Genomic DNA, 16945 nt, shown 5'->3' with positions numbered 1-16945 from the left:
ATCAATAGATATAACTTTGATTTCTTACGTTAATAACCTTAGGATAAAATTTTATCTGATACTAATAACTTCATGGGCAAGAAAAATCATATTAATTTGTCCACACTATTAACAGCCTATCATCACTATCAAAGGATTTTTAAAGAAAGAAGAGAAATAAAAATTATTATTATGAATAATCTGATAGAAGCTATCAAGCAGTTGAAGAAAGAGAAGAATGCGGTCATTCTGGGGCACTACTACCAGAAGGGTGAGATACAGGACATAGCCGACTACGTTGGAGACAGTCTGGCTTTGGCGCAGTGGGCGGCAAAAACGGAAGCCGACATTATTGTGATGTGCGGCGTCCACTTCATGGGTGAGACGGCAAAGGTGCTTTGTCCCGGCAAAAAGGTATTGGTGCCCGATATGGCGGCAGGTTGTTCGCTTGCCGACAGTTGTCCGGCGGATAAATTTGCACAGTTCGTCAAGGAGCATCCCGGATACACGGTTATATCTTATGTGAATACGACAGCTGCCGTAAAGGCTGTTACGGACGTAGTGGTAACGTCCACCAACGCCAAGCAAATCGTTGAAAGCTTCCCCAAAGATGAGAAAATAATATTCGGTCCCGATAGAAACTTAGGAAATTATATTAACTCTGTCACCGGTAGAGACATGTTGTTATGGGACGGCGCATGCCATGTACACGAACAATTCTCGGTTGAAAAGATTGTTGAATTAAAGCAGCAGCATCCCGGTGCAGTAGTACTGGCTCATCCCGAATGTAAGAGTACGGTTTTGAAACTGGCGGATGTAGTGGGTTCTACGGCAGCTTTATTGAAGTATGCGGTTGCTCATCCCGAAAAAGAATATATCGTTGCTACGGAATCCGGTATTCTGCACGAGATGCAAAAGAAGTGTCCGCAGACTAAGTTTATTCCGGCTCCGCCCAATGATAGCACTTGCGCTTGCAATGAATGTAACTTCATGCGGTTAAACACATTGGAAAAACTCTATAATTGCTTAAAAGACGAGTCTCCCGAAATCAAGGTAGATGCTGAAATAGCAGAAAAAGCAGTGAAACCAATCAAGAAGATGTTGGAAATTTCCGCAAAACTGGGGTTGTAGATTGAGATTATAATTAATTATATCCCTTATAATCAGGCATAATTATATTATATCAAAGATATCTGTCATTCAGAACGAAGCGAAGAATTCCTTCTTTATATTATATACATTGAGATATAAGAGAGAGTGGATTTTTCGCTTCGCTCTGAATGGCGAATACTGTTTACTTTGAAAGAAAATTGCAAAGTTTATTCGCAGCCAGTGCCCGATGGCTGATTTTATTCTTCAATTCATTACCCATTTCGGCATACGTTTGCGTATATCCTTCGGGAATAAAAACAGGATCGTATCCGAAACCGGAAGTACCGTGCCTGTGCTTCGTTATTTCGCCTTTTACGATACCTTCGAACAGATGTTCCTTTCCATTGATGATAAGGGCGAAAACGGTACGGAATTGTGCCTTACGGTTCTCTATGCCTTCCATGTCCTGCAATAATTTCTTCATATTGGCTTCCGAATTGTGCGCGTCACCGGCATAACGTGCGGAATATACTCCCGGAGCTCCGTTCAGCGCTTCCACCTCCAAACCGGTATCATCGGCAAAACAATCCAGCTGATAATTTTCAAAGATATATCTTGCTTTCAGCAAGGCGTTTCCTTCAAGTGTATCTGCAGTTTCAGGAATATCTGCGTAACAATTGATGTCTTTCATGCTAAGAAGCTCTATTTTATTTCCTAAAATGGCAGTTACTTCTTCCAACTTATGAGCATTGTTGGTTGCAAATACAAATTTCTTTTTCATTTTCCTTTCAATTTATCGAAACCTTCTCCATACACACCGATAACGGAACTTTGAGAGATAAAAGCATTCGGATCGATGTCCTTAACCAGGCGGAATATCTCGACAGACTGACGTTTGTATGCCAATACAACCAATACTTTCACATTACGTTTGCTGTACCAGCCTATACCGTCGAGCACTGTCACACCCCGGTGGGTCTCTTTGGTGATACGGTCGGCAATCTTTTCATAATCTTTGGAAAAGATAAAGAATTGCACCGACTGTCGTGCGCCGTTAACGATGTAATCCAATACGATACCAATGACAAACAGCGTTACAAAACCAAAAATAACCCGTCTCCAGTCATTGAATATAAAATAGCAGGAGCTGATGATAATCACGTCGCAAGCCATAATCATACGGCCTAAGGTAACATCACGGTATTTGTGGATGATGGCGGCGATAATATCCGTACCGCCCGTACTTCCGTTGCAGTTGAATACTACACCCAGGCCGACACCGCACATGGCGGCACCTATCAGACAAGCCATGAAGTCCTGTCCGGGTCCGAGAATTTGCGGTGGCACTCCATCCGGTCCGTTTACCAACATTTGAAAGAACCATAGGAAAAAAGTCAGTCCGAAGATGGCGAATGTGGTCTTGATACTGAATTTCGGTCCTAAAATCTTAATGGCAAACGTCATTAAGACCGCATTGATGATGAAATACGACCATTGGATGGGAAATCCCGTGGCATAATAGATGATGGCTCCGATACCTGTGGTACCGCCGGTCGTAATCTGATAGGGGATAAGGAACGCGGCCCATCCCATAGCGTAAGAAATCAGTCCGAAAGTGATGAAAATATAGTCTTTCAACTCTCTCATCACTTCCGTTTTGGTTGGTTTTGTAATCTGCATATTTGTTATTTGATAACAATGTTTACAATTTTCTTGGGCACTACGATTACCTTGACGATATTCTTTCCGTCTATCCACTTGATGGAACGCTCATCTGCCAATACCGTTTCCTGAATAGCGTCCGATGCGGCATCGGCGGGAAATTCCATATTGAAACGCGCTTTTCCGTTGAATGAAATGGTATAGTTCACCGTATTTTCCACCAGGTATTCCTCATTGTATGCAGGCCATTGCGCATCGCATACCGAACCTGTGTTTCCTAATGTTTCCCACAATTCCTCGCATACGTGCGGAGCGAAAGGAGCCAACGTGACGGTGAGCCGGTTCAATATCTCTTTCTTGCTGCATTTCATCGCAAACAGTTCGTTTACGCAAATCATGAAGGCGCTGATGCTTGTATTATAAGAGAATTGTTCGATGTCTCCCGTAACCTTCTTGATGAGCTTGTGCAAAGATTTCAATTCCTCTTTGTTGGCGGGTTCATCGGTTACCAGATAATTATCGTTACGGTCGTAGAACAAAGACCAGAATTTCTTGATGAAACGGTGTACACCGTCGATACCGTTCGTATCCCAGGGTTTGGACTGTTCTACGGGTCCGAGGAACATTTCGTACATACGGAGTGTATCCGCACCGTATTTTTCCACAATCATATCGGGATTGACGACGTTGAACATGGATTTGCTCATCTTCTCGACAGCCCATCCGCAGATGTATTTTCCGTCTTCCAGAATAAACTCCGCCGTTTCATATTCGGGACGCCATGCCTTGAACGCTTCCGTATCGAGAATGTCGTTGGATACGATGTTGACATCCACATGGAGTGGGGTAGTGTCGTATTGGTCTTTCAGGTTCAGCGATACGAATGTATTGGTATCCTTGATGCGATATACAAAGTTGCTTCTTCCCTGAATCATACCCTGGTTTACTAATTTCTGGAACGGTTCTTCGACAGCGGAAATACCGAGGTCGTACAGGAATTTGTTCCAGAAACGGGAGTAAATCAAGTGACCGGTAGCGTGTTCCGTACCGCCTACGTAAAGGTCGACGTTACGCCAGTATTCATCCACTTTCTTGTCTACCAGGGCAGTATGGTTACGCGGGTCCATATAACGCAGATAGTATGCGCTCGAACCTGCGAATCCCGGCATTGTATTCAGTTCCAGCGGGAAGACAGTTATGTTATCAATCTTGTTGTTGTCCACTACACATTTGTTTGCTGTGTCCCAGGCCCATTTGGTGGCGTGCCCCAATGGCGGTTCACCTGTTTCGGTAGGCAGGAATTTCGCTACTTCGGGAAGTTCCAGAGGCAGACAGCTTTCATCAATCATATAAGGCATACCATCCTTGTAGTAAACGGGGAACGGTTCACCCCAGTAACGCTGGCGTGAGAAAATAGCGTCGCGCAGGCGGAAGTTCACCTTTACACGTCCCAGATTATGCTCTTTCACGTATTTTTTAGTAGTAGCGATAGCTTCCTTGATAGTCAGCCCGTTCAAATTCAATGAAGAATTACCGTTCGCCTCTACATCGCAGCCCGATTCTTCATTCTTCATTCTTAATTCTTCATTTATAATCGGTGAGTTACATACGATACCTTCCTTGGCATCGAAACTTTCTTCGCTCACATCGCAGCCTTCTACCAACGGAACGATGGGTAATCTGAAATGTTTGGCAAAAGCGTAGTCGCGGCTGTCGTGTGCAGGCACTGCCATGATGGCGCCTGTTCCGTATCCTGCCAATACATAATCGCTAATCCAGATGGGTACTGCTTCGCCCGTAAAAGGATTGACGGCGTAGCTTCCAGAGAATACGCCTGTTACGCTGCGGTCGGAGATACGTTCGCGTTCGGTACGTTTCTTGGTACGTTCCAGATAAGCGTCTACATCGTCTTTTTGTTCCGGGGTGGTTACTTGGGCTACCAATTCGCTTTCGGGAGCCAGCACCATAAAGGTAACTCCGAACATGGTATCTGCACGGGTGGTGAAAATGGTAAATTCCAAATCACTGTCTTTTACCTTGAATTGGATTTCGGCGCCTTCGCTGCGGCCTATCCAATTCTTTTGTGTTTCTTTCAGGGATTCGGTCCAGTCGATGGTATCCAGTCCGTCCAGCAGGCGTTGCGCATAGGCGGACACGCGGAGACACCACTGACGCATCTTTTTCTGAACTACGGGGAAACCGCCGCGTTCGGATACGCCGTCTACCACTTCGTCATTGGCAAGCACGGTACCGAGTTGCGGACACCAGTTTACCATTGTCTCACCCAGATAGGCGATACGGTAGTTCATCAGGACTTCCTGCTGTTCTTTTTCGCTCATGGCGTTCCATTCGTCGGCAGTGAAGCGCAGTTCTTCGCTGCATGCGGCGTTCAGTCCTTCGTTTCCATATTTGGCGAATGCTTCTGTCAGTTCTTCAATGGGACGCGCCTGCTTTTCTTCGTTGCAGTAATAGCTGTTGAACATCTTCTGGAAAGCCCATTGTGTCCAATGATAGTATTCCGGATCGCAAGTACGTATTTCACGGTTCCAGTCGAAAGAGAAACCTATTTTGTCCAATTGCTCGCGATAGCGGTTGATATTGTTGACGGTAGTGATTGCGGGATGTTGCCCCGTTTGTATGGCGTATTGCTCTGCGGGCAGGCCGTAAGCGTCATATCCCATGGGATTCAGGACATTGAAACCTTGCAGACGTTTGTAACGGGCATAAATGTCCGAAGCGATGTATCCCAACGGATGTCCCACATGCAGACCTGCGCCGCTGGGGTAGGGGAACATGTTCAGTACATAATATTTTTGCTTTGTTTCGTCTTCCGTCACTTGGTAGGTTTTATTTTCTACCCATCGTTTCTGCCATTTCTTTTCAATCTCTCTGAAATTGTATTCCATAATGGTTTTTATTATATTATTGTTGAAAACTTGTTGATATACTTACTAAAACTTGTTGATAGTTTGCTTAATTCGGTTTATATCCTGTTAATTAAACGGTGCAAAGTTAAGTCTTTATTTTCAGATTTGTAGCGAAGTAGTGTAAAAAAACAGCATGAAATACTTGACAATACGCTTTTTATTCACTATATTTGTAAAGTGCTTTTAAAACTAATTTTTTGTTTGTAATACAAATAATGGCTGAATTAATTCAATAGGATTTTACAAAAAAGATTTTTTAGGATATTTCAAGGGATGTAATCTGTGAAGATTGCATCCCTTTTTGTTTATTTTTATTGTAAAAACCCTGATAGGGGAGAAATAGGTCGTTAATAAATTCAGAGAGAATTTTACAATAATTTTTTCAGAATTATAGCAAATTTCCGAAGACGTTTATTAAAGGTGTTATTTCATTGTATTGAAAATAGAAATAGCGTATCTTTGCCGGCAACTTATCCGTGTCGTATATGAATGCGAAGAAAAATTACATTTATCATATTATTGCCATTCTTGTAGTGGGGATATGGGGGCTGACGTTCATCTCTACGAAGGTATTGATAGGATACGGACTTTCTCCACAAGAAATATTTTTGCTTCGTTTTCTGATGGCTTATCTGGGTATTTGGTTTATCTCTCTGCGCAAACTGTTTGCCGATAATTGGAAAGATGAACTTTGGTTGTTGTCGGGTGGCGTTACGGGTGGTTCGTTCTACTTTCTGACGGAAAATACGGCATTGGAAATTACACTGGCTACCAATGTGGCTTTCATTGTTTGCACGGCTCCGTTGCTCACCACTATTCTGTCTTTGCTGATTTATAAAAGGGAGAAAGCCACCGCCGCGCTGATAGGCGGTTCTTTGCTTGCATTAGTAGGGGTGGCGTTAGTAGTGTATAACGGCCATTTTGTGTTGAAGATTTCACCCCTTGGCGATTTCCTGACTTTGCTTGCCGCTTTTTCCTGGGCATTTTACAGTTTGATAATGAAAAAAATGTCAGGTCGTTACCGTACGGCTTTCATAACCCGCAAGATTTTCTTTTATGGGGTACTGACTATACTTCCCGTATTCCTTGTTCGTCCCTGGCAATTTTCTCTTTCCGGATTTTTGCAACCGGCGGTTTGGATGAATCTCCTTTTTTTAGGGGTGCTGGCTTCTTTAATTTGTTTTGTGGTATGGAATATGATTTTGAAAAAATTGGGTACGGTACGGGCTTCCAACTACATTTATTTAAATCCGCTTTTTACATCGATAGGGTCTGCCGTACTGCTTGACGAACGGTTTACTGTAATCTCGCTCATGGGTGCGATGTTGATATTAGGTGGAGTGTATTGCGCGGGAAGAAGATAGAAAGAGGTATTAACACTAAGAATGTAATAAATTTCATATCTTTGTTGCTGAAAAACCTATAAAAATGAAAAGAATCATATTCTTCGTATCGATATTGTTACATTTCTGTGCTGGACAGGCTCAAAACACCGCTTTTCCCTCTTTGGAAGATTTGGATAGAGTAGTGGCTGAACAGCAGAAATATGTTGATATTCGCGAGGGACGTATTTCTGACGTAAAATCAAAATTACGCAAAACCGCATCGGAAGAAGAACGCTATCAGTTGAAGAACTTTCTTTTCAATGAATATTCTTCTTATGTGGTTGATTCCGCACTTCATTATGCACAGGAAAAACTGGTATCTGCCTATAAGATGAATCGCCAGGATTACATTGACGATTCAAGATTGAATATGGCTTATGTGCTGATACAGGGTGGTATGTATAAAGAAGCATCGGATATTTTACAAAATATTAACCGGGCTACGCTGGCAGAATATCTGGAGAGGTATTATTTCCTCATTTACAATACACTGTATGAAGCTATGGTAAAGTATACCATTATCGAGTCTCAAAGCAAGGAATATCGGGCAAAAGCCATGCTTTATAAAGATTCGATTATGCAGAAAAATGATTCTACCGATGTTTATATACGTGCTGACAGATTGTTGGAACAGGGAGATTATAGCAAAGGATTGCAGATATTACTCGATTTTTACCGCCAACTGGATCCTGATAACCGTGATGTAGCCTATGTGGCCTACTCCATATCCGATTTTTACAGAAGACAAGGAAACAGGGAAGAAGAAAAGAAATACTTGATTGTCTCTGCAATGGCTGATATGAAATGGGCAGTAAAAGAATATATTTCGCTGCGCCGATTGGCCACTATCCTCTATGAAGAAGGCGATATCAACCGGGCATATATTTATATGCGTCGTTCGTTGGATGATGCTACATTCTGTAATGCCCGCCTGCGTACTATTGAAGTGACACAAACATTGCCTATTATCGATAATGCCTATCAAGTCAAAACGAAGAAAGAAAAGAAACAGATGATGATTGCATTGGCATGTATCAGCATATTGTCTGTGTTTCTTATCGGTTTGGTAATTTATGTACGGCGGCAAATAAAAAAACTATCGGCGGCAAGAAGCGAGCTGAACAAGGCCAATGAACGGTTAAGACAGTTGAATGTGGAGCTTAATTCTGTAAACGAACAACTTCAATCTGCCAATAAAGAGCTCCATGAAACCAATCACGCATTGTCGGATATGAACCAGTCGCTTTCGGAAGCTAACAATATTAAGGAGCTTTACATTACCAAGTTTATGACGGAATGTTCTTCTTACATCGACAAGATGGATAATTACCGCAGAATGCTCAATAAAAAAGCGGCGTCCGGTAAACTTGAGGATTTATTTAAAACATTGAAATCTTCCGTCATTATCGAAGAGGAACTCGAAGCGTTTTATAATACCTTTGATGAAACTTTCCTGCACCTGTTCCCATCTTTTGTAAAAGCATTCAATTCATTGTTACCTGCAAACGACTCCATTGTGCCTAAGCAAGAGGGTCGTCTGACTACGGAACTGCGTATCTTTGCTCTGATTCGTTTGGGAATTACCGATAGTGAACGCATTGCATCTTTTTTACGCTATTCTAAAGCTACCATCTATTCTTATCGCTCGCGGTTAAGGCTGAAATCGCTGAATCCGGAGCATTTTGAAGAAAATATTATGCAGATTACATCCTTTTAAGTATTGTACGGCATTTATATTTTTATGTCTTGATCTTGCTGTTAAATATTTGATTTTCAGGTATTTGATAGTAAGCTATCTTTGTATTTTAATCTTATATATTTATTTGTATTAGATTAATTTATGATTTTTGCATCAGCCTTTGAATTATAACAAGGACTGATTATAATATCATTTAATAACCAATAAATGTAATTACTATGAATTTAAAGAAAACACTGCTTGTAGGTTCTTTATTTTGCGGGGTATATGTATTTCCGTTATATGCGGAGACTCCATATTCCGAAAGTGAGACTATCGAGCAGCAAAAAGGTATCCGTGTCAGTGGTACTGTCATCGACAAAGAAAAAAACACTTTACCGGGTGTAAATATTATGGTAAAAGGTTCTTCAGGGGGGACTATTACCGATATTGACGGTCATTTTTATATTGAAGTACCTGATAAAAGCAGTATTCTTGTCATCACCTATGTAGGATTTAAAACTCAGGAAATTCCGGTTGGTAATAATATCAATTTTAATATTACTTTATTGGAAGATGTAGAAGCATTGGATGAAGTGGTAGTTGTGGGATACGGTAATCAGAAGAAACTCTCGGTTATCGGTTCCGTACAAACTTTAGAGCCTGCGAAATTACAGGTAGGTTCATCCCGTTCCATGAGTAATAATCTGGCGGGACAACTGGCAGGTGTCATTGCCGTACAGCCTTCGGGAGAGCCCGGGTATGATAACTCAAATTTTTGGATTCGTGGTATATCTTCATTCAGCGGAAATACGTCTCCGTTGGTTTTGGTAGATGGCGTAGAGCGTAGTTTGAATGATATCGATCCGGCGGAAATAGAATCGTTCTCAGTATTGAAAGATGCATCGGCCAGCGCCATGTATGGTGTGCGAGGTGCCAACGGTGTTATTTTGATTAATACCAAACGCGGTTCGGTATCTGCTCCTTCCGTAAATTTACGTGTGGAGCAATCTATTCAGGCTCCTACAAAGCTTCCTCAGTTCATAGGAGCTGCCGAATATATGAGTTTGCTGAATACGCTTCAGTCCGACCCGAACAAAAGGCTGTTTACGAAAGACCAGATTTTGAAGACTTATTATGGATATGATAAAGATTTATATCCTGATGTAGACTGGATAGATGCGATAACCAAGGATTACGCTAATTCTACGCGTGCAAATCTGACGGTATCCGGCGGTACGGAAATACTTCGCTATTCATTGACAGCTTCTCTTTACCATGAAAACGGAATTATGGGGTCTGATAAAACACTGCCTTACGATACGCAAAGCAAACTGAACCGTTATAATATTCGTGCCAATGTGGATTTGGATTTGACGAAAACAACGCTTTTACGTTTCAATGTGGGAGGTTATTTACAGAATCTTCGTAAATCGAGAAGTAGTACGGATGAACTGTTTCAAGCTGCTTTCGAGACTCCGCCGTTTGTACATCCTGCCGTTTATTCGGACGGTACCATTCCTCGTGTCAGCAATACCCGTAAAAACCCGTGGGCTATGAATACGCAGAACGGTTATTACCGCGGTGGAAAAAGTAAGCTGGAATCTCTTTTTTCTTTGGAACAGAACTTAAAGATGATTACTCCGGGGCTGAAAATGAAAGTGACGTTTGCATTCGATACATATAATGAGAATTTTGTTACTCGCGGTAAGGAACCTGATTATTACAGTGTGGCCAAGTCGCGTAATGATGAAGGAGAATTGGTGCACAGTATTTTGAGTTATGGTAGTGAGTTTTTAGACCATTCAAGTAACGCCAATTACGGAAACCAAAGTACTTATCTGGAAGCTGCCGTTACATATAACCGTACTTTTGACAAACATGCGCTCGATGCGCTTTTCTTATACAACCAGCGTAGCTATGACTGGGGTGATGTACAACCTAATCGTACACAAGGTATCGCCGGTCGTCTTTCTTATACTTTCGACCGCCGTTATATCAGTGAATTTAATTTCGGTTACAACGGTTCGGAGAACTTTGCAAAAGGCAAGCGCTTCGGTTTCTTCCCTTCCGTAGCCATCGGTTGGTTGATTTCAGAAGAAAGCTTCATGAGGAATTTGCAGGAAGACATTACAAAATTGAAGTTGAGAGCTTCTGTCGGTTCGGTAGGTAATGATAATATCGGCGGTCGTCGTTTTGCATATATCACTACCATTAACAGTAATTCCAGCGGTTATCATTTCGGATATACCGATAGCAACTATTACACAGGTATTCAGGAAGGTGAAGTAGGGGTTTCCGATCTGACTTGGGAAAAAGCTCTTAAAATGAATATCGGTCTTGAATTGGGGTTGTGGAACGAGTTGGATGTACAACTGGATTTCTTTAAAGAAAAACGTACCAGTATTTTTATGCAACGTTCTACCATCCCTACCCAAGCAGGTTTCGTGTCTAATCCGTATGCCAACTATGGTAAAGTGAATAATCAGGGATATGATCTTTCGGTAACTTACAACAAACGGTTCAATGATGATTGGGCAATGAGCCTGAGAGGTACTGTCACTTATGCTAAAAATGAGATATTGGAGAAAGACGAGCCGGAATCGGTCAAAGGAACTTACCGTTCCATTACGGGACGCTCCATTAATACCCTGTGGGGATTGCAGGCAGAACGCCTTTTTACGGAAGATGATTTTATAAACGGGGAACTGAAACCCGGTATACCGAAACCTGAATTAGGAACGGAGGTACGTCCGGGAGATATCAAATATGTCGATATGAATGATGATGGGGTCATTACGGAAGCGGATGAAGGATATATAGGCGGAACAAAAGATCCGCGTATGGTATACGGTTTCGGTGGTAACCTGAATTACAAGCAATGGGATTTCAGCTTCTTCTTCCAGGGCTCTGCAGATGCGTATCGCGTTATCGGTGGTTCCGATTATTTTATTCCGGGGAGCGGACAAGGCGTATTGGGTAATGTATACGATAATTATACCGATTGCTGGACAGAAAAGAATCCTTCGCAGGATGTGTTCTGGCCTCGTCTATCAGAGAGTACGAATACCAATAATAACCGTGCTTCTACCTGGTGGAAGAAAGATATGAGTTTCCTGCGACTGAAATCAATAGAATTGGGTTACAGTATTCCTCAGTCTGTTACGCGTAAAATTCATGCCAAGAGCATCCGCTTCTTTGTGAGCGGTAACAATCTGTTCTATCTTTCCAAATTCAAACTTTGGGATCCTGAACTGGATACCGTCGACGGTTTGAAATATCCGTCCATGCGCTCTTTGATGGTGGGATTTGACTTGAATTTTTAATGATAACCAACTATACAATCATATTATGAAACTATTTAAATATATTATAACCGGAGTTTTGGGTATGCAACTCTTGACTTCATGCGTCGATTATCTGGATAAAGAATCAGATACGGAACTGACACTCCCTATGGTATTCGAAGATAAAACCCGTACAGAGGGTTGGCTTGCCAATGTATATTCTCATGTTCCCGATCCTTATTGGGGATACGCGCGGAAATTAGGATGGGATATTCTCAGTGATGATATGACGGCCTCTGAACGGTGGCGGCAATGGGATTGGAAAGTAATTCCGATGCTATTGGGCGAATGGACACCTTCTACGGATTGGGACGGTAACTATTGGTCACGGTTGCCCCAGCTGATACGCGAGGCTAATATTTTTATAGAAAACGTACATCCGCTGCCCGATCAGGGAATCAGTGCTACTGAAGTGACGTATATGAAAGCGGAGATGCGGTTTATGATCGCTTATTATTATTATCTGCTGTCAAATACGTATGGTCCGGTTCCTTTCAAACCGAACTATATAGCGCCGACAGACTTTAATTTGGCGGATTTAATGGAAGGACAACGCCCCTATTATGAAGTGGTGGATTGGGTGGATAAAGAGTTGAAGGAAGTGGCCGAAATTCTTCCTGCCAAATATACCGAAGCACGTAAATACGGCCGTGCTACTTCTATCATGTGTCTTGCAGTACGTGCCCGTATGTTACTTTTTGCCGCCAGTCCGTTGGTAAATGGAAATCCTGATTATGCAAATCATAAGAATAAGGACGGCGAGAATCTTTTCAGTACTACTGCCGACAAGACTAAATGGGCGTATGCGGCGCAGGCTTGTAAAGAATTGATTGATGCCGCTGAAGCTGCCGGACATAAATTGTATACGGAGAAGAATGATGATGGTACAATAGACCCGTTTATGTCTTATCAAAATCTTTTCCTGACAAGATATGATGAAGGGAATACTGAAATTCTGTTTGCACGTCCCGGTGGTTCGGAATATGGGGAATATGAAAAACATGCTACTCCGGCTGCCAGTGGCGGTAGCGGAGGCTTAGGCGTTACGCAGTCGTTGGTGGATGCATTCTTTATGGAAAACGGTCTGCCTATCAATGATGATAATTCCGAATATGTGGAAACAGGTTATTCTGTTTCTGATGAAACTCGTGATAATACAGTGTGGGATACGGAAGTGAACGGAGGAGCGATAAGCAAGAAAAATACTTATAATATGTATTGTCATCGTGAGCCTCGTTTCTATATTACGGTGAGCTATAATAACTCTTATTTCACACAGGAAAAGCGTGAATTTAATTTTTTCAATGGAAGCGCCGACAATCCGCATACCCATGATGCTCCGCAAAACGGTTATTTGATACGTAAAAAAATCTCTCCGGACTTAAATGTAAAACAGGGTACTTATAAGTATCGTCCGGGTATTGTCTATCGCTTGGGCGAGGCTTATCTGAATTATGCGGAAGCATTGAACGAATCCGATCCGGGTAATGGAGACATTTTGGTCTATCTGAATAAAATCCGTGAACGTGCGGGCATTCGTCAGTATACCACGGGTGCTACGGATGATAATTTTATTCATGTTGATTTGAACGACCAGGCGGAAATGCGCAAGTTGATTCGTGCCGAACGTCGTGTGGAATTGAGCTGTGAAGGAATCCGTTATGATGATCTTCGCCGTTGGAAAGAAGCGGAAAATGTATTGAACGGTGATTTCTACGGAATGAATTTCAGCGGAAAAGATAATTCTTCTTTCTATGTACGTACGCCTTATCTGAAACGGGTATACAAGAAAGCCTATTATTGGTTCCCTATCCATCAGTCGGAAATAGATAAGAATGATAAACTTGTTCAAAGCCCTTATTGGAATTAACGGTTAAAAATGCAATTGATTATTATGAAGAATGCGATAAAAAATATTCTAATGACATTACCCTTTGTAATTATGAGCTGTCAAGATGAAACGGAGCGGATAACTTTGGATTCCCCACAAGACACGATGGGACTGAAAGTTTCTTCGAGTGATGTGGTATTGAATCAGGATTTGGGTAATGAAGAAGCAATATCCTTTACATGGGGAAGTGCTGCCAATCGAGGAGAAGGAACGAAACTCACATATTATTTTAAGATGGATATGGCCGATAATAACTTTGAGACTTCCATCGCAAAAGTAGAAATTCCGGAAGGTGTACAAAGTATCAGTTATACGCACAAGGAAATGAACGCTTTATTGAGCGGGTGGAAGGTAACAGCGGGAGAAACCGCCATGTTAGAGGCAGAAATCATAGCTGAAGTTTCAGGAGGCAGTGTATATATGAAACCGGAAATATCCAAGGTGCAGTTTTCGGTGACAGGTTATTATATTGCGGCAAGAGATCTTTTCATTGTAGGTAGCGCCGTTGAAGGGATGGATGCAACTAAATCGCTTAAAATGAATGAGGTGCTTTCCGAACAAAAATATGAATGGGGCGGACATTTGAAGCAAGGTGACTTTAAGTTCATAAAGAGCCGGACAAGTCTGACACCTTCTTATACAAGAGGCGCCGATAACAATACATTGGTTTATAATGAAACGGATGATGGTACGGAAACATTGTTCCACATAGATACGGAAGGGTATTATTTCATTACTGTCGATGTGGAGAAATTAACTATTGCAAGTGAATATCCGGAAAATAAATATGAAAAAGTTTGGGCGATAGGTGATGCTACTCCGGCAGGTTGGACTATTATGAATGCGGTTGGATTGACGAAAATTAATAATATACAGTTTGTTTATGAAGGGGATTTATATGGAGGACATTTAAAGTTTCCGTTGGAATTACGTGAGGATTGGAATATACCTTATCTGATGCCGAAGACGCATGATACAGAGCCTGGCGGTGATAATACTATGGAGTATGTAGAGAAAGAAAAAGTAGAAACTCATGATTATCAATGGAAAATTACGGAATCTCAGGCAGGCAGTTATAAAATAATTTTGGATACTTATCTGATGGAAATAACATTTGAAAAGAAACCGAAAATAGAAATACCTGATAATCTCCCTATTAAAGCTGTTTGGATGACGGGTGACGCTACTGTAACCAAATGGAATACACCATTTAAAATAGCTTTCCTGTATAATCCGGATGAAAAGGAAGGTACGTTTGTATGGGAAGGACATCTCGACTCAGGAGAAATAAAATTTCCCCTGAGTAATACTGAAGGTTTTGAGTGTGATTATTTGATGCCTGAGGTAAATGGTACTTCAGTTACCAATGCCCTGAAAATGGTACGTAAAAATTATCCTGATAATACAGATGAGAACGACTATAAGTGGAGAGTGGATGAAGCCGGGAAATATAAGATATCTCTGAATGTGATAGATATGACAGTTAAATTTGAAAAACTACCGTAATACCAGGTAATTATGATAAAAATATTTATTATACAATTTTTATTGATTGTGGCATCCCTTTTTGGGGGATGCCAAGATGAAGGAACCGGATGGACGCCTGATATGATTCCTAACGAGAATTTGCCGTCTGATGATGATGATGACGATGAACAGGTGTATGCACCTATCAGTTTGAACGCTCCTTTATATTGGAGTGTATATGAGTATGCCTGGGTAGCCGAACAGGCCGGTAGTAATACGAATATGCCTGAAGTGACTTGGGATGCGAATATTGATTGGGTATCGGAGAATCTTCTGCCTTATGGTTACGGTATGATTTGTACGGACGGCTTTATGTCAATGACAAACGATCCCGGTATTGATCCGGGTGGGTATATGACCCATTATGCCGGTATAAAACTGACGGATTTAGTAGCTAAATGTAAGGCCAAAGGTTTGAAACTGGGTGTTTATGATAATCCGTTATGGGTACACTGCTCGTATGAAACGGTAGTAAAAGGTACGGAAGGTATTACAGTGGGGAGTTTAGTGTACAATTCCGCCAAAGATGATGTTCTTTATCCGGATAAAGGGGATGTCTTTACTTGGATAGTTCCCAGCCATAAAGGTGCTAAGGAGTTTATTGATGGCTTCTTTAAATATTATAAGAAAATAGGAGTAGAGTTTATCCGTATGGACTTCCTCTGTCTGTTTGAAACGGCAGATGGTGCCGGCGGAATGCCCGGTAGAGGATATGGACGTGAAGAATACGAACTCGCGCTGAAGTATATTTCCGAGGCCGCCACAAAGTATCAGGTATTCACTTCGCTTGTGATGCCCAATCTGAAAAATGATGCGGAGTTGGAGAAGAAATATGGTAATATGATTCGGGTAGATGCCGATACAATGAAAGGCGGGTGGCAACACTTTGCAAGCAATGGCCCTACATGGTTCAATCCCAATGGATGGCCGTCTACCTCTAATATGTTTACCGGCCTTATCAGTTGGTCGCACATTGCGGGAAGGGGAAAGGTAGTGCTGGATGCTGATTTTACCCGTTTGAATACATTTGATACGGAAGGTGAAAAACAGAGCGTGATTTCTTTGCAACTGATGGCGGGTGGTCCGATTGCCGTAGCCGATCAGTATAATACGATTGTCAGCGGTGATTTAAAGTTTTATCAGAATGAAGAATTGCTGGCTTTAAACAAAGACGGATTTGTAGGAAAACCTTTGTCGGATGATTTGTGGAATGCAAAAAATCAAATATGGTACGGACAGATGTCCGACGGAGACTATATCATAGGTTTTTTCAATAAAGAAGATAATGAATATGACCGTACACTCGATTTTTCTGAAATAGGCATTGAGGGCAAGGTAAAAGTGCGTGATTTGTGGAAACATCAGGATGAGGGGGAAGCTGAAACTTCTTTGAGTTATAAGATTCCCGGGCGTTCTTGCAAGATTGTACGTCTGACAAAATCTGAGTGATAATGAAA

General features: G+C 41.8%; 10 protein-coding genes. 7 read left to right on the top strand and 3 right to left on the bottom strand.

The genetic code is table 11. From position 1 onward, the window contains the following. The first annotated feature begins 72 nt into the window (after positions 1 to 72). Positions 73 to 1110, top strand: a complete 1038-nt coding sequence (gene nadA / locus BUB52_RS09880) for a quinolinate synthase NadA (protein WP_009121978.1) — start codon at positions 73 to 75, stop codon at positions 1108 to 1110. 163 nt (positions 1111 to 1273) lie between these two features. On the opposite strand, the gene BUB52_RS09875 is transcribed toward nadA, so the two are convergent. The 3 genes from BUB52_RS09875 to leuS are packed head-to-tail and all read right to left on the bottom strand — an operon-like array spanning position 1274 to position 5639. Beyond that, entirely contained in the window at positions 1274 to 1852 is a 579-nt protein-coding gene (locus BUB52_RS09875; protein WP_009121977.1) for a non-canonical purine NTP diphosphatase, read from the bottom strand. Beyond that, a complete protein-coding gene (locus BUB52_RS09870) occupies positions 1849 to 2751 on the bottom strand; it encodes a YitT family protein (protein WP_009121976.1) in 903 nt (300 codons plus the stop codon). The genes BUB52_RS09875 and BUB52_RS09870 overlap by 4 nt, the downstream gene beginning before the upstream one ends. 5 nt (positions 2752 to 2756) lie before the next feature. Beyond that, complete coding sequence (gene leuS, locus BUB52_RS09865; RefSeq protein ID WP_009121975.1) at positions 2757 to 5639, bottom strand: leucine--tRNA ligase; 2883 nt, start codon at positions 5637 to 5639, stop codon at positions 2757 to 2759. 506 nt (positions 5640 to 6145) lie between these two features. Between leuS and BUB52_RS09860 the strand changes: the two genes are divergently transcribed. From BUB52_RS09860 to BUB52_RS09835, 6 genes are all read left to right on the top strand, one after another. Continuing rightward, positions 6146 to 7024 (top strand): DMT family transporter, encoded by an 879-nt coding sequence (locus BUB52_RS09860; protein WP_009121974.1) that lies wholly within the window; start codon positions 6146 to 6148, stop codon positions 7022 to 7024. A 64-nt stretch (positions 7025 to 7088) separates the two neighbouring features. Next, the gene (locus BUB52_RS09855; protein WP_009121973.1) at positions 7089 to 8762 is read left to right on the top strand and encodes a DUF6377 domain-containing protein; all 1674 of its coding nucleotides are present in this window, start codon (positions 7089 to 7091) and stop codon (positions 8760 to 8762) included. A gap of 200 nt (positions 8763 to 8962) precedes the next feature. Continuing rightward, complete coding sequence (locus tag BUB52_RS09850) at positions 8963 to 12049, top strand: SusC/RagA family TonB-linked outer membrane protein (RefSeq protein WP_009121972.1); 3087 nt, start codon at positions 8963 to 8965, stop codon at positions 12047 to 12049. Between the two features lie 25 nt (positions 12050 to 12074). Beyond that, positions 12075 to 13940: a RagB/SusD family nutrient uptake outer membrane protein gene (locus tag BUB52_RS09845; protein WP_009121971.1), complete on the top strand. Its 1866-nt coding sequence runs from the start codon at positions 12075 to 12077 to the stop codon at positions 13938 to 13940. 72 nt (positions 13941 to 14012) lie between these two features. Further along, positions 14013 to 15467, top strand: a complete 1455-nt coding sequence (locus tag BUB52_RS09840; RefSeq protein ID WP_050792281.1) for a SusE domain-containing protein — start codon at positions 14013 to 14015, stop codon at positions 15465 to 15467. Positions 15468 to 15479: 12 nt separating this feature from the next. Then, a complete protein-coding gene (locus BUB52_RS09835; protein WP_009121969.1) occupies positions 15480 to 16937 on the top strand; it encodes a hypothetical protein in 1458 nt (485 codons plus the stop codon). The last annotated feature ends 8 nt before the right edge of the window (positions 16938 to 16945 follow it).

It is taken from the genome of Bacteroides clarus YIT 12056 (assembly GCF_900129655.1).
GTDB classification, from domain to species: domain Bacteria; phylum Bacteroidota; class Bacteroidia; order Bacteroidales; family Bacteroidaceae; genus Bacteroides; species Bacteroides clarus.
The sequence above is the reverse complement of the archived record's forward strand: the minus strand, read 5'-3'. Positions and strand labels throughout refer to the sequence as shown.